Origin of the sequence: Paenibacillus sp. FSL H7-0735 (genome assembly GCF_038008505.1) — a bacterium.
GTDB classification, from domain to species: domain Bacteria; phylum Bacillota; class Bacilli; order Paenibacillales; family Paenibacillaceae; genus Paenibacillus_AQ; species Paenibacillus_AQ odorifer.
Map to the genome: position 1 here is coordinate 5265615 of NZ_JBBOZH010000001.1, position 17543 is coordinate 5283157.

The window sequence follows — 17543 nt, forward strand, 5'->3', positions numbered from 1 at the left end:
ATCGCTCTAAAAGGGTATAGTAATATAGGCTTTAAAACCATTTTAATAATATAGAGTATACCCTTATTAGAGGAGAGATCATATTGGAAAGAGTAGTTGGAACAGTTGTACGTGGACTTCGCGGACCTATCATTAACAATGGGGATAACATTGAAGAAATCGTAGTTCAGACGGTATTGAATGCAGCAACAGTCGAGGGTTTTTCGATCGAAGATCGTGACATTGTGACCGTAACTGAATCCATTGTTGCTCGGGCACAAGGAAACTATGCGACGATTGACAATATTGCTGCTGATATAAAGGGGAAATTCGGCGAAGAAACCGTAGGTGTTATTTTTCCAATCCTTAGCCGTAACCGGTTTGCTAACTGCTTACGCGGTATTGCCAAAGGGGCACAAAAAGTAGTCCTGATGTTAAGCTATCCAGCTGATGAAGTAGGCAACCACCTTGTAGACATCGACGAACTAGATGCTAAAGGTATCAATCCATGGACGGATGTATTAACAGAAGCTCAGTTCCGTGAGTTTTTCGGCTATATTAAGCACCCATTCACAGGGGTTGACTATATTGAATATTATAAAGGTTTAATTGAAGCTGAAGGTGTGGCTTGTGAAGTCATCTTCTCCAACAACCCAAAAACCATTTTAAACTATACAAAAAATGTATTAACTTGCGATATTCACACTCGCTTCAGAACCAAACGTATTCTCACAAACAACGGTGCTGAAAAAGTATTTGGCTTGGATGATATTCTTACACAATCAATCGATGGCAGCGGCTTTAACGAAGCCTATGGTCTGCTAGGATCAAATAAAGCAACAGAAGAAAGTGTAAAGCTATTTCCAAATAACTGCCAGCCTATCGTGGATGGTATCCAAGCAAAAATCAAAGAAATTACAGGTAAAACTGTAGAAGTTATGGTTTATGGCGATGGAGCATTCAAAGATCCAGTCGGAAAAATCTGGGAGCTCGCAGATCCAGTTGTCTCCCCTGCTTACACCGCCGGACTTGATGGAACACCAAATGAAGTAAAATTGAAATACTTGGCCGATAACAACTTCTCTCATCTTCGTGGTGAAGAGTTAAAACAAGCTATTTCTAAATACATCCAGAATAAAAATGATGATCTAGTTGGTGCGATGGAAGCCCAAGGGACTACACCTCGTAGATTAACTGACCTGATTGGATCATTATCTGATTTGACTTCTGGTAGTGGCGATAAAGGAACACCAATGATTTATATCCAAGGTTATTTCGATAACTACACAAAATAAGAGTAGTACAACAAAGGGAGTCTCTAAACGAGGCTCTCTTTTTTACTTTCTGGGTTATAATAAAAGCAAACAGCGGCATGCGGAGGATACTATGAACATAAGAAGGATTAAATATTTTATAGATCTCGTGGAATGCAGAAATTTTACGGAAACAGCTAAAAAGAACTATGTATCGCAGACCACCATTAGCCAACAAATCGCCGCGCTTGAAGAGGAATTCAACATTCAATTGATTGACAGAAAGCAGATCCCTATTGAGCCAACCAAAGCCGGATGGCTTTTCTATGGCGAAGCCCTCATCCTCTGGAAGCAATATAACCATATGAAGATGAGCATGGAAAACTTTCAAAAGTATAATACGCAATCCTTGAGTATCGAATATGCGGCGATGACGGATATCCAAAGTTTGTTGAAATTGATTCCCTCGTTTCAGGATCATCATCCGAATATTAAGCTGGAACTGAATAAAGTATTGCTAAAAGATATTGCAGAATACTTGCAAAAAGGGATTTACGACGTGGCTATTGCCTTTGATTCCGAGTTTCAAGGAAAAGAGGACATTGTAACCTATCCCTTGTATAAGGGACGTTATTGTGCGGCTGTGAGTCACCACCATCCCCTGTTTCATCATGAATCGATCGCCAAAGAGGAGTTATATGAACATCCACTAGTCATGCTGAATCCAACAGCTATTGGAAACTCTTATCATCTAATGATCCAGCATGCAATTGAAGACGGCTATCAGCCGAACATTCTTCGAACCGCAGACGATGTGGAGACAGAATTGTTTTATATCATCACGGAGAATTTGATTGGCTTTTTCCCGGATAACTATCAGCTCGCTTATCTTCAAGATGAAGTCCGGCTAATTCCCTTAGATGATTCACACCATACCTTTGCAATCGAAGCAGGTTATCTCAAAAATAATACAAACCCGGCCTTGCCTTCCTTCCTGCAACAAATCCAAATTGGATTTAGCAATCGACCATAAGTTTTATGCGTTAGACTATGTTACTTTTTTCACATACTATAAGGGTATAATTCATTTCAACAAGGAGTGACAACGATCATGGGTAAATTATTGTTGACTGGTGTCGATGGAAATCTAGGGAAGCAAGCTGCGGAATATTTGTTGGAGCTGATAGATAAAGACCAAATCATTTTTTGCGCTTACGATCCAGCATGTTTGAAAGAATATGCGGAACAAGGGATTGAAACACATGTGACCAACTTTAATAACAAGGACGGCCTTGCCGAAGCTTTTGCTCATGCCGATAAACTCGCTCTAATCTCCATGCCTTTTGTTGGAGAAAAACGCCAAAATGCACAAAAAAATGTGGTCGATGCTGCCAAAGAAGCTGGAGTCAAACAAATCATTTATACTTCTCTAGTAAACGCAGCCGATGAAAGCAATCCAAGCGTAGAAAAAATCGACCATGTATATACCGAGCGTTATATTCAAAGCGTTGGGCTAGATTATATCTTCCTTCGGAATTCCCAATACGCGGAAGCCATGATTACCAATTACTTCACGTATGTGAAGGGTGACGGGGTATTAACAAACAATCAAGGTGACGGTAAAATGGCTTATATCTCGCGGAAGGATTGCGCAAAAGCCGTTGCGTATGCCCTAGCCTCCAATAATTATCAGGAAGCGATTCTAAATATCAACGGACTTGAATTGATGACAATTACCGATTTCATTAAGATTGGTAATGAAGTAACGGGCAATCATATCACCTACAAAGAAAACACGGATGAAGAAAATTATGCCGTATTCGAAGCAATGGGCGTGCCTAGAACCACCGACGGTGCATTTAAAGAAGGCTCCGAAGCACCCTTTTCTTCAGAAGGTATGGTTACTTTCGGACAAGCTATTCGTGAAGGAAAAATGGATGTTTATACAGACGACTTCAAACAACTTACTGGTCATGACCCTCTGACCGTGAAATATATGTTTGAACATGCCGATGAATTCCAGGTTGGCGAAAGACACTCTAAAGACAATTAAAAGCTGACACTCTTACTTCTTAGGCTAAATCACCCCCGTTTATTAAACGGGGGTGATTTCTTTTATACTGAGCTTGGCAAAAAAACTCCGTAAAGCTCAATCATATGCTCGCCCTGGAGATAATTAGGGAATTCCTCCCTTATTACCAGAGGATTCTGGTCATCAGACTAATAATCAGGGAATTTCTCCCTGAAATTCGACTGATTTGATGGTAAATCTTGATATTGCTCTGTTTTTAGGGAGTTATTCCCTAATTTCATTCATTTAGAGCAATTATCGGCTTTTATTAGGGAGGTTTTCCCTAATCCTCCGTCACGGTATAGATAGAACTCGCCAAGTATATCGGTATGCTCACTGTAGAACAAAATACACCTTTAACCGTACGGATAAACATCCGAATGGCTAAAGGTGCTTTATCTTTATCTCTGTCTACTTTTTAATTAAAGTTAGTTCCAGATCTCTTCAGCAATTTCTTTAATATAAGCAAGCTTACGCCATTGCTGCTCTTCTGTCAGGTGGTTGCCTTCTTCCGTAGAAGCAAAGCCACATTGCGGGCTAAGGCAAATCCGGTTTAGATCAACGTATTGCTTCGCTTCCTCAATACGCTTCAGAATATCTTCCTTGCTTTCAAGCTCACCAAATTTGGATGAGAACAGACCTAACACAACCTGCTGATTGTCTTTCAAGAAACGCAATGGCTTGAAGTCACCTGCACGTTCGGTATCAAACTCCAGATAATAACCCGAGTAGTTATTGATATTAAGAAGCGTTTGCGCGATAGGCTCGTAGCCTCCACCTACTCCAGCATAAGTCGAAACATAATTGCCCCGGCATACATGGGTCGTTACAACAAGGTCTTCCGGCAGACCAGTTACAACTTCCTCATTCAATTTTGCAAGTTCGCTTGCATATTCAGCTACGTTCACGCCAATCTGATTCATAAATGCTATAAACTGTTCGTCGCAAAGCGCTCCCCACGTACAATCGTCGATCTGAATACTGCGGCAGCCCGCTGCATAGAAGGCCAGAATCGATGCTTTGTATGCTTTGGCAATATCCGAGATAAGCTCTTCGCGATTCGGGTATAATTCATTTGTGCTTTCCTTGTTTTCCGCCCGATCTAGCTCGAACAGGAATTGTGCAGCCGCAGGAATCGATTGACGCGCAACAACGTCCTCACCAGCAGCACCTTTTAAAAATTCATAATGCGAAACAAAAGGATGGCTGCTGTAGCTTATTTTCCCGGTCAGTCGGGCTGTTTCTGGTCTGGACTCTGCACCGTTAAATTGGTAACCTTGGTCAATAATTGTCCGATCTACACCGTCAAGTCCCCAGAAGAAGTCGAGGTGCCACCAAGAGCGGCGGAATTCGCCATCGGTTACTGCTTGAAGACCCACCTCTTTTTGTTTCTGCACGAGCTTAACGATTTCGTCGTTCTCTACTTCCTTCAACTGCTCGGCAGTAATTTCACCATTCTTGAATTTTAATCTAGCCTCTTTCAACGCTTGGGGGCGCAGGAAGCTGCCCACGATATCATATCGAAATGGAGTAACGGTTCGTTTTTGGGGTACGGTTTGAATGCTCATATATTAATCTCCTCGTAAACAAATTATTAGAATAAATATAGCATAACCGACTGACTAAACCGATCTACCAATGAGCTATGACAGGTTATAAGTATTAACTATAGCTAGATTCAGCGTGATAATTAGAAGGGCATGATAAAAAAAGAAGAGGCGCATGAGTAGCGCCTCTTTCTTAATAAATCATATCGACGGATATTACATAGTAATTAGACTCCGCAGTCACCTCAAACCCAATCGACTGATAGAGGGATAATGCCTTTCTATTTTGAGTGACCACGCCAAGACGAATCTGGAAATCCCTCTGATCTCGCAAGATTTTAACTACCTCTGAAAGAATTTCACGTCCGTATCCTCTGCCTTGACACGAAGGAAGCACACAAAAATCATGTATAACCGCTGTATTTGTATCTAAATAATTGACTCTGATCATCCCAACCGGAATCATGTTGTCCACAGCAATGTAAGTAATCCGTGCCGGTTCTCTTGTACGAGTTAAATAATTCCTAGTCCAGGACTCTGAATCACCAAAAGCTTGTGATGAACATTTAACCATGAACTCTAAATCCTGATCTTCTTCTAATCGCACAGCTAAACCGGAGTGGCTTGATCCAGCGATTTGTGCCCGATTAAAAACCATGAGGAATTCAGACGGTGCAGCACTTGCCCCTAAATACCGTATATAATCCATCCCTGATTCAGAATTAGAAGGTATCCTAAAACGGCAAGTTTGTATGCCTTGCATTTGCATATCTGATGCGGCACTTTTCAGTAAGTCGTGGAATACACCTTGGCGACGAAAGTCCGGGTGAACCATTCCGTTAATATTAGCTTCGATGCCATCCGAAGTATACCAACTGAGAAATCCGACTAATTGGTTATCGATCTGGCACAAGAATGCCTCATCTCCGTCTATCTCCTTAAGGCTTTCTATACCCACCCTCAAACTTGATCTGTCGGACGTCTTGCAAAGATGTTCTAATATGCGGATTTGATCAATCGATTGCTTTGAATAGTCTTTCATTGTACTAATTTTATATTCTTGCATCTAGTACCCTCATTAAGAAGGAAATACGCAGTTTATGGACGAGTAGGCGTTATCCTTCTAAATTCTGTCCACCTAATGATAGTTACCAATGGAACCGCCTCCTAAAAGTCAATGTCTTCACTCTAAACCAGGGTAATCATAAAACAAACCTTATAACTAAAAAAATGATAGCAATTATAGCCACAACGATCAACAGATTGGTTACCTCACTCCAGAATCCTGGAACGCCTTCAGTATGATATTTTTGCGCATTTACATCATGGTTTGCTTTATGGCCTGCAGGGTCCGACAAATTGGGATTAGGTCCTGAATTAAAAAAGTCAGACATAAATACAACTCCTTCCCATGAATATAAACCATATTATACCAGTTCATTGCCATTTTAACGACAACTTAATGCCACCTTCAATATATCGTTTGTCGGAGGCTCTTAGGGAGATTTTTGACAACCATATCGTAAGAATGATCAATCATTAAATAGATATCCGACTCTGGTAAGGAGCCATCCAAAACAATCGTATTCCAGTGTTTTTTGTTCATGTGGTATCCTGGCCGAACGCTCTCATGCTGCTCTCGCAAGTTCCCTGCAATCACCGGATCACATTTTAGATTTATGTAAGCATAATTCCCCTTATTCTCAAATATAAGCGCGAACATTTTACCGGCAATTTTGATCACCATTGGATCGAAGCCGAAAGGAAAATCCTTTGTTGCTCCATTCTTTTGTAAACAGTATTCGATAATATTATGGGTCAAAATCAGTCCCTCACCTTCTTCATTAAAACGAATCCTGTATACCTTATATCAAATATTATAACTGAAATAAACCTAACACTCTTGCCCTTGGCAAAATGAACTCGTGAGTAATCCTTTCAAGTGCACGAAACCTGAATAACCTTAAATACGTTAAAGTAATATACAAATCTACAGGAGGTTTTTATAATGAGATACAGTGCTGCAGGCGCACCAATAACCTGTCCTTGCTGTCAAAACGATACCTTTGATCTGGATTATAAACTGCTTAACACAAGCGGCGCATCATTTTTAGGCTTTGACTGGGCGAACAAAAACGCTGCCATCCTTATTTGTAAGCGATGCACCCATATTTCATGGTTTATGAAAGAACCAACATCTGATTAGTGTTTGGTAAAAATAAAGTATTAGACTGGATCCATTAAAACAAGCAGCGGCGGACCAAGACTTGATAAATAAAGTCTTAGACTGCCGCTGTTGTCGTTCCAATAACGTTCCTCGTGAGCGTAATCACCTTAAGTGACAAGGTCATCTTACCGTCTGGTAAACGAGACCTATGGCTCCAGAATCAAAGGTCTTGTTTTCGATTAGCTTAAGATTTCTCTTCTCCTTGAGACCTTGGAATAATGGCAATCCCTTACCGATCAGAACGGGAGAAACCGTAATTTTATACTCATCAATTAAATCAAGCTGCATAAGGTGGTGTGCGAATCTAGGACTGCCGAGGATGACCATATCCTTGCCGGGCTGCTGTTTGAGGTTATTGATCTCTTCCTCGACAGCTTCTTTCACGAGTCTGGAATTATTCCATTCGACTTTCTCCAGCGTCGTGGAAAAAACGATCTTAGCTGTCTTTTCGATCCACTCGGCATGATTCCGTTCATGCTGCGAAGCTGATGGGTTCGAAGGGACAGATGGCCAGTAACTGTGCATCATCTGATAAGTCCCACGTCCCCAAATGACAGTGTCGGCAGTACTCAGAATTTCTTTCGCATGGTTCTCCAAATCAGCATCGTAGGAAACCCAGCCAATGTCCATTTCACCATTCGGCCCTTCTACAAAACCGTCAAGCGATGCGTGAAGAAATAGAACGAGTTTTCTCATTTTCAGTTCTCCTTTGTTCATGAGGGATATCTACATTAGACATTAACTACATTTTAGCAGAATTCAACTTGGGTTGTTTCTTATGGATTGCTAATCTCAAACGCTCTTTTCTTCACTTTGGTATTTTTATCCACATCAACATTTTAGCAAACATACGTTCGTTTGTAAATGCACCTTTTTCTAATTTTCAAATCATCTTTCATTTCTTTAGAGCCGGCATTTTTCTGTGTTTCGTTTGTTGTTCGAATGCAAATGCAATCCGAATGAGTGTCGGTTCACTAAATGCCGTTCCTGCAAATGTGATCCCAAAGGCTCTTCCATTCTCTTGAAAGCCTGCGGGCACTGCTATAGTTGGATAACCTGCTCTAGCACTTAAATCAGCTCCGACATAAGCAGGAAACAGGATTGCATCCAATCCATACTTTTCTAAAGCATGATCGATCCCTATATTTTGCGAATAATATAAGTCAGAGATAGACTCTACAATATATTCCGAATGATTCAACGGTTTATCTAGCTGTGATCGATAGTTCAGCATATCTTGTCCATATTTCAAAGCCTTTTCCGAATTCCGCTCGTTCCATTCCATCAATTCATTTAGGTTATGGACAGGAAGTTGAGCCGGAAGGTTATATAAGTAATTTTCAACGGAATGCTTAAATTCAAGATTCATTTTGTTATATTTCCACTCTCTATGGAACGATGGAATATCTATATCATCTATTATGTTGGCTCCAGAATCTTTTAATTTAGCCACAGCATCATTAAATAAATGTTCATCATATTCACCCATGTCACAATAATTCTTAGGTAGAGCATTTCTAAAAACGCCTATGGTCGCTTTATTTAATCCGTCTTTATCCAAAAATGCTGTGTAGTCCATAGTAGAATATTCATTTTTACAAGTAGCAGGATCACTTTCATCTTTTCCCGTAAGTGCATTTAATAAGATCGCAACATCTGTCACATTCCTTGCCATAGGTCCAGCTGTATCCTGAGAATATGACCATGGAATTATGCCTGATCTACTTATTAGACCTACAGTTGGCTTTAAACCAACAATTGCGTTTTGCACAGCTGGACTTAAAATAGAGCCAGACGTCTCTGTCCCCACGGCTACTGTTGAAAAATTGGCTGCAACAGAAGCGGCAGAACCCGTACTGGAACCCCCCGGAAAATGATCCCCGTATGGATTTTTGGTTTGTCCTCCTATTGAGCTATACCCAGCCCACATGGATGATGACATCCCATTTGCCCATTCCGTCATATTTGTTTTTGCAAGTATAATTGCCCCAGCATCCCTTAGTTTTTGGACAAGAAAAGCATCGTTTGAGCTAACATGGTTTTCCAAAGCTAATGCGCCAGCGGTTGTATGCATTTTATCATTCGTTTCAATATTTCCTTTCAATAATACAGGCACACCATGTAAAAGACTTCGTGCTCCGCTTAATTTTCTCTCCTGATCTAATGCCTCGGCAATAAAAATCGCATCTGGATTCATTTCCATAATAGAGTTTATCATGGGACCACTCTGGTCAAACGTTGCTATCCGATACATGTAATACATAACAAGTTCCCTAGAACTAACATCCCCTCTATCCATTGCATCCTGCAGTTCGAGTATCGTTATTTCTTCACTCTTTATTTTTGCTAATTCGAAGATATGTTCCATGATAACTCCTGCTTTCCATTTGGGTCATTTATGTAATAGTGTCATGTTCATATATTTTGGTGGGCCGTCCCCACTCGAAGTTATCCAGACCTATCTCCTTAAATCCATATTTCTCATAATAAAGAATATGATCCGTCGCCAAGTAGACTTTTGTATAACCTAGTTGTCCAGCTATTTTTCTGGCATGCTCCAACAAAACGGCTCCTAGTGCTTTGCCTCTCTCACTTTCGTCAATAAACAATGGCGCAATCCAAGGTGATAAATCTTTTCGAGTTATAAATTCCTGCTCAATTAATTGATAAAACCCGATGATTACATCATGTTTCAACAGCAAAAATGTAAAAGGAAACTCCTCATCTTTTGAGATTAAACTTTCTTGTATATTGGGGAGCACAACTTGTTGTACTTTTGGCCACCGTTTTTTGACATACTTAATAAGCTCATTTTGACGAAGAGGACATTCTTGTAAGGATTTAATATCTAGCATCTAACCATCCCTTCTTGTAAAAAGAAATTCCTATACCCATGTCTGCTCTCACAATAGTCATCCACCAGCTCTCAAAATGCATAGCAGCAAGCCCCGAGTGGGGCTTGCTGTAGGTTGTAAATACTAAAGTAGGTTATAACGCTGGTTCACTTCATTACTTAGAAACCGGTGTATAGATCAGGCAGCGCAGCGTCTTCTCGGGATAGCGCAGCTCTGCCGTGTAGGTGCTACCGTCTTTCAGTTTGACCAAGACCGCTACCACTCCGCTTTTGTCATATGCACTGTCTTTAATGATAGAGGAGCTGGTTATCGCACGGGTCTCGCCCTGCTTGTCCACCACAATGGATTTAGCGGCTTGAAGCCAGCTGGAATCCTGGCTAATCTTTTTATTTATAGCTGCTGTAATCGGAGTTCTCTTATAGGACAGATCCACTATCGTGGTATCCAGTACGGTCCCACTCTTTGCATCCACGAACGTATTATACATGAAATAGGACTTATCCTGAGCCCGCAGTGTCTCTGCCCGGTAAGGTAGAAAATTAACGAACCATTGACCTTTCGAATCAGGAAAAGGCTTATGATATGAGGTCTGAGCCTGCAACTTAGAGAGATCCACACCGAATAGACGGCTTACGCTCTCTTTTGCTCTGCGTAGGGCTTCATCCTGACTGATGTCCTTCTTATCTGGCTGTGCCACGACAAGATTGAGGCTTACCACATAATTAAAACGGTAATTCCAGTCGATCAATTGCAGCATTTCTTCATCGGTCAGTTCGCGCTTAGGAAATACATAGGTAAATTTGCTTTGATCCAGATAAAATTCGGAGCTCCCTGATTTCAAAGGTAGCTTCTGCTTGGGCCGTAAACCATCGTACTTGTATTGATCATCCAATAACATCCGCCGCTTATTCTCCTGGTCCGTAAATTGCCGCGTAAGCTGTTCATCCTTGCCAGTGAGCCTGGCCTTCTCTGCATACTCATTAATCTGCTTAATTTCTTCAGCGGTGACTGTGCGCTCAAAATACGACTTGATCGTCGAGACCGGTGTTTTGGTTGCAACCTTAAGTACCGGGATCTGGCTGCTCGCCAGTTGAACAGCAGGCTTCTGGTTGAGTTCTTGCGTGTAGGAAACGTTCGCTTGAGACACATTCTGGTTCACTGTAGTGTAAGCGACGATTTTGGGCACTGCCAAAGCAGTCAGGGCCAGCAGACCACCGGATATCGCGATCACCCCAAGGGCTGATTTCACATCTTTACTCTTCATTTCTCATAACCTCCATAGTGTAAGTGGGCTTAACTTACATGTACTTTAAGTTACGAATGTTATAAAGTACGAAGCCCCTTGTTATGAAGTTGTAAAATCAGTTACAGACTCGTTCTAAATATTGGAGCCAAGCAACAGATCAAGGATTGGGAAGCATGCACTGCCCATGTTGACATAGTCACAATTACTCATAACAGAAATAGCGATTTTTTCATCGGGAAGCAGGAACAGATTGCTTAAGAATCCAGTATCCCAGCCGGAATGTGAGAGAATACGAGAACCTTTATATTCTCCTAGAAACCAGCCCAATCCTATCTGTGCATTTTCCGGATCATAGCCCGTTTGTGCATGAGGTTTCCACATTTCATCATAGCTACCTGGCTGGAGGATTTCATTGCCGTTCCCGGCTGTTCCACCGTTTAGATGCATCAACAGATATTGGCACATATCTTCGGCATGGGTATATAAAGTGGAGCTAGGTGCATGGGCCCTGTTATATGGAAAAACACTACTAACGCAGCCACCACATTCATGGGTAGCTCCAAGCACATGAGGTGCAGCAATATAAGCTTCAACCTCCTGTTTAAGAAAAGAACTGGACTGCATTCCTGTTGGTTCAAGGATATTTTTTTCCATATACTGCTCGAAGCTCATATCGCTGACTTTTGCTATCATATCTCCCAAGATCTCATATCCTATATTACTATAGGCAAATTTCTCTCCCGGTTGGCTTAACAGCTTGTGGTGACCTATCCCTTTTACATATCGTTCAAGACTTTGCTCGTCGTATTCAGGGCGATCCCACGCATAATCTTCCTCATCAGGCATACCGGAGGTATGATTCATAAGCTGTCTTATTGTTATATTTTGATACCGCTCATCCTCTAACTTAAAATATGACAGGTATTTAGTGATGGGGGCATCCAATTCTACCTTACCACGCTCAACTAATTGCATAATGGCGGTTGCTACGAAGGTTTTGGAGACAGAGGCTTGGTGAAACAAAGTGCCACGAACTACAGGATCACCCGTCGATAAATTTGCCGTCCCATATTCACCAGTAAACAGAACTTGGTTGTCCTTTACGATTCCGGTCGCTAATCCCGGAAACTTTTCATTTTCCACAAACTTGATTAGCATTTCATGCAAAATATCCTCTATCTTCTGATTCTTGTACATTTTGTCCTCCCCAATGACAATAAAGCACCATTTTCAATAAATTCACCCATACAAATAATAACATCTTATCGACCCTTTATCTGGTAATAAATAATTATAATCAAATAAACAGTCGCTTACTTGAAAAGGCAGCAATTCATTTCCCGAGCTTCCGAGCCAGCCTCCAATTAGAGGACCCACAACGCGTGGTCTTTCTACCTTGCTAATAATATCCATGAATCGTCTTCACCTGCCCTTCAACAACCATAGATTTTACGGCTGAAACAGACGGCTGCCGCAGCTTGATAACCTCTAAAGCCTCAGTAACGATAGCATCCGCAGCTGATTTCCGGGAAAAGTTCTTCATATCCTGCACCTTTTCATCCCTGTACCCCAGATGCTCCAATCTCTGAAGCTGCTCTACTAACTGCTCCTCGTTTCGGGCAATCTCTATTAAATTGTGCTCAGACAACCATTCTGCATTGCCTGCCTCCTGACCGGGGAGCGGACGATAGACAATTACAGGAAGTGCTAGAGCCATCGCCTCAGTCAAGGTAATCCCCCCTGCTTTGGTCAACAGACAGGAGGATATGCACATTAGCTCCTGCATTTCTTCTGTATAACCCCGTATGTGAACCCGAGGATTCTCTTGAAAAAGCTCTTCCGTAGCCATCTGGAGCTTATGATTATTCCCGCACAATACCATTACATCGAAGTTTGATTGCTGCAGCGCCCTTATTATTAAATGGTTAATATCACTCAACACGCCGTAAGCCCCTGCCGCAAGTAATAGATAATGTCGATTTCCATCTAGTCCATGCTTACGTAAAAGGCCTTCACGTTCCTGAGTCTGTTCAAAAGCTTCACGAATCGGAATCCCGCTAACCACAAGCTTTTCTTCAGCAATACCTAATGACATCAGTTCTGCTTTCATACTTTCCGTAGCAATAAAATACTTCGAGGTTTGTGGATGAAGCCACCTGCCATGAACCACATAATCCGTCATGACAGTGAAAAGGGGGATTCGTCTTCCCTTTGTTGATGCAAGCTCAGCAGCGGCCAAATAGGGAAAGGTATGAATGATAATATCCGGTCCAATCTCGTCGATGATCCTTTGCACTTTCCGCTTGCCCATAGAATGAATCCATTTACCCATGAACTGGTCTGGTTTAATCTTGCTCGTCAACTTGTACACTAATCCATAAAATTCTTGAGTATAACCTGTGCTGTTCAGATAGAATCTGCGGGACAGCTCATTCAGACTAGGGTAGACTGCAGCGAAAAGATCCAAGGTAACAATCCGGCTGATCCCTCTACGTCTAAAAGAATGATCAATTGCTTCTGCTACTTTGATATGCCCGTCTCCAAATGCCGAAGTTACAATAAGTACTTTAGGATCTGTGTTCATGAGAAAGCTCCTTTTTCGCTTGGCCTTCTCTAACTCTAACTCTGAATCGTAAACAGATAGTGATGAGATCCTCAACTGAATATTAACTTCATGATTTTCTATAGAGCGAAGCAAACGAAGAAATCCGCAGAAAAAAACACAGTGCATCAACCTCCAGTAACGATAGGATTAATGTTCTGTGTTTAGTTAAAGGCCAACTGTGTCTGAAAGCATCTTCGAACATGTAATATGATCAAATTAAATGAAAGTTGGTGTCTGAGTAAATAAAGTTTTAGACTGCCGCTGGTTTATTGAACTAACGTGTCCCGTTAGCTCAATTGATTACCTTTGAAAAGTGAGTCTGTATTTGATATATATCCATAAATGAAAAATGTATTATTTTCTTCTCTATACGGAATTCTTAATTCATGTAAAATCGAAAGAAATTCTTTACTTATGTCAATTAATTCAGGAGGAAGCAGATTCCCCTTGTGCTTCTGATACCTTGGTCTAACCCGTATCCATTCTACAGAAAAAAAAGGTGAAAGTCCTTCTATCCAATCCCCTAAATACCAGACGTCGTTTTCGAAGTTCTCTGGATAAAGTATATCGTCTAATACATACTTAGCTTGATATGGAGGGGTAAAAGGTAGTTTATTTAGTACATCACTTTGTAAGTTTCCCCACTTAGTGTCATTCATAACTGAACATAATTGTTTCTGTGTAATAACTTCATGTACCCTTTTTTTAAAATCCTGTTCAAAACCCACAATTAAAAATCCTCCTGAATAACAACATAAATCCCACGCTGACCTGCCCGTGTGTCGTTATTGAGTTATCGTTATCCGTTAACTTAATACAAAATGGCTGCTCGGCTATTACATATTCAAAATTAGTCAAGTTTAATAATCTTATCAAAGCAGTATGAATCTTTGTCATAGCCATTATGCACATAGAAAGCATGGGCGTCGGTTCGCTTAAATCCGCTACATAAAATAATACTTGATATTTCCATTTCTTTAGCGTAATTTTCAGTGTATCTTAGTAGTTCTGTACCTATCCCACTATGCTGTAATTCCTTTTTAACAGCAAGCCCTTGAATATGTAGATAACCATTCGAAGACCCTACGGATAACGCCTGAACTATAGTGACAAAACCAACCACATCATTTTCAAATAATGCAACGAATGTTTTGTAATTTCCAGCCTTATTCATGTTTTCCATAGTAACTCGAAAGTTTTCAATATTAACATTGCGAACGCCAAGTACATCATTCCATAAAAAAACAACTTCAGTATAATCATTTGCTACAACTTCTCGTATTTTAATTTCCATCCCCCCCTTTATAGAAATATTCAAGCAAAGGATTTGACAATTGATGAAGCAATCCTGCCCGTAACTTTAACAAATAAAAGAGGAGCATTGTCATGGCAATGCTCCTCAGCTATCGTTTCCCGTAAGCTTTATAGATTGCCTCTTTTTCAGCCTGCAATCATTAGAATCCAATCTCTCATTAGTTTGTTGTTTTATAATATTCTGATAAAATGCCCTCTAAAACTTGCTTATAATCATTTTTATTATAAGAAGAGTTATCAACTTTTATCTTGGTAATGTTTAATCTGTTAAAAATTTCTTCTTCCAGTTCCCTTCTTGCTTTAAGAACCTGCAGTGTTCCATCTAACCCTTTATAATTTTGTTCTTTTCCATACCCTTGGTTCGTGTAATATTCAATAAATCCCTCTGACCATTCCTGAGGTCTTTCCTTTACAGCCTTTCTGAAAGAATGATCAAGATCATTCTGCTGTACATATATCAACAATGGATTCAATCGCTCTACAATTGTTGCCAGTTCAATAACATAACTTATAACGTCTTCCTTCTTCGCACCATGTTTAATCATGCCTATAGTTACAGGGTTTTGTATAAAACAACAATCAAAAACAAAGGTGTCTGCGCCATACAAAACACGATCCGCAAACTTCTTCCATCTTTCTGTTATCAGTTTCCTATTTTGATCTAGCGGCAATTCATAAATATCATGTTTAAAAACTGCGTGATGCAATTCATCTGGAAAACTTGACCAGACTTCATTTTTTATTTTCCGATATTCCAGGAAGTAATCGTTACCTTGTTTAATCATTAGATTACTCAACAAATCTTTAAACTTTTTACGGGTATTCAATAATTCATCGCATTCGGTTTTCTTAAAGAAAGCGACTCCATCATAATCAGCAGGATGTTCCAGATTTCCTTCTAAAAAAAGCTGGGATGTAATGTTCACTTCCGTAAGAATTTCATGAACTTGCTGAGCAGTTGTTGTTTTACCAGATCCTGGCATTCCCTCAATCAAGACTAACTTCGATCGCATAACAAAGTTCCTCCACTCGCTAGTAGAAGGATAAACAGGTAGGAATCAATAGAGATGCTGTTATGCTGTTTCCCACGAATAAAAGCGGATACCATCAGGTATCCGCTGGATGGGTATATGATACACCTTTTCCTGCATACCCTATAAGATTAAAGAAAAGCATACCTAATAAAATAGTGTAGTCACTATTTCAGGCATCCTTTCAAATTGTTAATCTTTACAGAGTATTCCACATGATAAGTTTATGCTCCTTTGTTTGCATCTCTATTGTTTAGATTAACAGTAAGCATAGGTAAATACAATCAGGGACTTTCTAAACAATCCTGCCTGTTAGCTTAATAAAAAGAGCAGGATACCGAAGCACCTGCTTATCAATGTAATGTATTATTCAACTATCGTTCTCCGTTAGTTGAATCCACCCGTGGAATGTAAAACTTGGCCGGTAATCCACTCCCCATCATCGGTGGCTAAGAATGCAACCAGACGAGCTGCATCCTTAGGCAATCCTACTCTACCTGTTACAAATTGCTTAGATAACTGCTGTCGTAGGTCAGGAGTCATCCAGCCGGTGTCTGTGGGTCCAGGATTTATCGCATTTACGGTGATGCCTTTCGGTCCCACCTCTGCTGCAAAAGTTCGTGTGAAAGCATCTATTGCCCCTTTCGTTGTGGCATAAGAGATTTCCCCAGCCATGGGACCTAGTGATTGGCCCGATGTCATATTAATAACTCGACCACCTGCCGATTGCGTAAACCGTCTAGCGAATTCCACACTAAGCATAGTTACCGCCCTAACATTAATTGCGTAGTGTGCATCCAAAGACTCTGGGGTAATCGTGGTTAAGTCATCGTTAACCGAATAACAAGCATTGTTAACAAGAATGGAAGGTTCTCCTAGCTTCTGCTCAACGTTATTTAATAAATCCACAAAGCTTTCAGGTACAGAAAGATCCATCATTAGGTGTTCGCAACGAACGCCCATGGAACGTATTTCCTCACAAAGTTGCTTTTGCTCCTCGTTATTGCTACCCCAGGGCATCTGTTGATCGTAACTAACCCAGTGTGTAAAAAATACATCAGCGCCTAGATAGGCCAACTCTTTGCACACTGCAGCACCGATTCCTGTGCTGCGACTTGCACCTGTTACTATTGCGATTCGACCTGTTAATCTGCCAAGTGTAGTATTCATGGGTCTTTTCTCTCCTTTTTATTTTGAAGTCGCATTAAACTGCGGTGACTATTGTGCAAATCTGCCCGTTACTTCAATGAAAACAGCAGGCTACCGTAGCGCCTGCTCATTAACGTGTATTATTCAACTAAAGTTCCCGTTAGCTCAATAGTCATATGTTTTAATTAGAGTCGCTGCTTATAGTTGTGAGGCTTGCCAAACACCTAACGCAGTGACGTCCCGACGGGCTTAGGGGGCTGGATGTG

At 40.8% G+C, this 17543-nt stretch carries 19 protein-coding genes; 4 read left to right on the top strand and 15 right to left on the bottom strand.

Features of this window, described 5'->3' with window-relative positions; translation table 11 throughout:
• The first annotated feature begins 83 nt into the window (after positions 1-83).
• The 3 genes from NSS82_RS24015 (at position 84) to NSS82_RS24025 (ending at position 3285) form a co-directional block, all read left to right on the top strand.
• Positions 84-1274 (top strand): coenzyme F420-0:L-glutamate ligase, encoded by a 1191-nt coding sequence (locus tag NSS82_RS24015; RefSeq protein WP_076130227.1) that lies wholly within the window; start codon positions 84-86, stop codon positions 1272-1274.
• 91 nt (positions 1275-1365) lie between these two features.
• Positions 1366-2265: a LysR family transcriptional regulator gene (locus NSS82_RS24020; RefSeq protein WP_036683054.1), complete on the top strand. Its 900-nt coding sequence runs from the start codon at positions 1366-1368 to the stop codon at positions 2263-2265.
• Between the two features lie 78 nt (positions 2266-2343).
• Positions 2344-3285, top strand: a complete 942-nt coding sequence (locus NSS82_RS24025; RefSeq protein ID WP_076273038.1) for an NAD(P)H-binding protein — start codon at positions 2344-2346, stop codon at positions 3283-3285.
• A gap of 446 nt (positions 3286-3731) precedes the next feature.
• Here NSS82_RS24025 and NSS82_RS24030 read toward each other — a convergent pair whose 3' ends face one another.
• The 4 genes from NSS82_RS24030 to NSS82_RS24045 all read right to left on the bottom strand — a co-directional run bounded on the left by NSS82_RS24030 (position 3732) and on the right by NSS82_RS24045 (position 6672).
• Positions 3732-4871 carry a 5-methyltetrahydropteroyltriglutamate--homocysteine S-methyltransferase gene (locus tag NSS82_RS24030; RefSeq protein WP_076273039.1) on the bottom strand — a complete coding sequence of 380 codons (1140 nt, stop codon included), beginning with the start codon at positions 4869-4871 and terminating at the stop codon, positions 3732-3734.
• Positions 4872-5043: 172 nt separating this feature from the next.
• The gene (locus NSS82_RS24035; protein ID WP_341109901.1) at positions 5044-5892 is read right to left on the bottom strand and encodes a GNAT family N-acetyltransferase; all 849 of its coding nucleotides are present in this window, start codon (positions 5890-5892) and stop codon (positions 5044-5046) included.
• Positions 5893-6052: 160 nt separating this feature from the next.
• The gene (locus NSS82_RS24040) at positions 6053-6244 is read right to left on the bottom strand and encodes a hypothetical protein (RefSeq protein ID WP_036683062.1); all 192 of its coding nucleotides are present in this window, start codon (positions 6242-6244) and stop codon (positions 6053-6055) included.
• Positions 6245-6321: 77 nt separating this feature from the next.
• The gene (locus tag NSS82_RS24045; RefSeq protein ID WP_036683066.1) at positions 6322-6672 is read right to left on the bottom strand and encodes an MmcQ/YjbR family DNA-binding protein; all 351 of its coding nucleotides are present in this window, start codon (positions 6670-6672) and stop codon (positions 6322-6324) included.
• 186 nt (positions 6673-6858) lie between these two features.
• Between NSS82_RS24045 and NSS82_RS24050 the strand changes: the two genes are divergently transcribed.
• Positions 6859-7056: a hypothetical protein gene (locus NSS82_RS24050; protein WP_036683067.1), complete on the top strand. Its 198-nt coding sequence runs from the start codon at positions 6859-6861 to the stop codon at positions 7054-7056.
• Positions 7057-7197: 141 nt separating this feature from the next.
• Here NSS82_RS24050 and NSS82_RS24055 read toward each other — a convergent pair whose 3' ends face one another.
• From NSS82_RS24055 to NSS82_RS24105, 11 genes are all read right to left on the bottom strand, one after another.
• On the bottom strand, positions 7198-7773 hold the full coding sequence (locus tag NSS82_RS24055; RefSeq protein ID WP_038572611.1) for a dihydrofolate reductase family protein: 576 nt from the start codon (positions 7771-7773) through the stop codon (positions 7198-7200).
• Between the two features lie 199 nt (positions 7774-7972).
• Entirely contained in the window at positions 7973-9445 is a 1473-nt protein-coding gene (locus NSS82_RS24060; RefSeq protein WP_076273040.1) for an amidase family protein, read from the bottom strand.
• Positions 9446-9473: 28 nt separating this feature from the next.
• Positions 9474-9932, bottom strand: a complete 459-nt coding sequence (locus NSS82_RS24065; protein WP_076273041.1) for a GNAT family N-acetyltransferase — start codon at positions 9930-9932, stop codon at positions 9474-9476.
• Between the two features lie 154 nt (positions 9933-10086).
• Positions 10087-11196, bottom strand: coding sequence for a hypothetical protein (locus NSS82_RS24070; RefSeq protein WP_038572617.1), 1110 nt, complete (start codon positions 11194-11196; stop codon positions 10087-10089).
• A 114-nt stretch (positions 11197-11310) separates the two neighbouring features.
• Complete coding sequence (locus NSS82_RS24075; protein ID WP_076215355.1) at positions 11311-12375, bottom strand: serine hydrolase domain-containing protein; 1065 nt, start codon at positions 12373-12375, stop codon at positions 11311-11313.
• A gap of 42 nt (positions 12376-12417) precedes the next feature.
• Entirely contained in the window at positions 12418-12591 is a 174-nt protein-coding gene (locus NSS82_RS24080) for a hypothetical protein (RefSeq protein ID WP_178944238.1), read from the bottom strand.
• Positions 12578-13762, bottom strand: a complete 1185-nt coding sequence (locus NSS82_RS24085; protein WP_076273042.1) for an MGDG synthase family glycosyltransferase — start codon at positions 13760-13762, stop codon at positions 12578-12580. The genes NSS82_RS24080 and NSS82_RS24085 overlap by 14 nt, the downstream gene beginning before the upstream one ends.
• 308 nt (positions 13763-14070) lie before the next feature.
• Positions 14071-14511 (bottom strand): DUF6678 family protein, encoded by a 441-nt coding sequence (locus NSS82_RS24090; protein WP_051491267.1) that lies wholly within the window; start codon positions 14509-14511, stop codon positions 14071-14073.
• A gap of 122 nt (positions 14512-14633) precedes the next feature.
• Positions 14634-15077 (bottom strand): GNAT family N-acetyltransferase, encoded by a 444-nt coding sequence (locus NSS82_RS24095; RefSeq protein WP_076104336.1) that lies wholly within the window; start codon positions 15075-15077, stop codon positions 14634-14636.
• A 178-nt stretch (positions 15078-15255) separates the two neighbouring features.
• Positions 15256-16110, bottom strand: coding sequence for a hypothetical protein (locus NSS82_RS24100; protein ID WP_076098601.1), 855 nt, complete (start codon positions 16108-16110; stop codon positions 15256-15258).
• 405 nt (positions 16111-16515) lie between these two features.
• The gene (locus tag NSS82_RS24105) at positions 16516-17298 is read right to left on the bottom strand and encodes an SDR family oxidoreductase (protein ID WP_076128395.1); all 783 of its coding nucleotides are present in this window, start codon (positions 17296-17298) and stop codon (positions 16516-16518) included.
• Positions 17299-17543 lie beyond the last annotated feature (245 nt).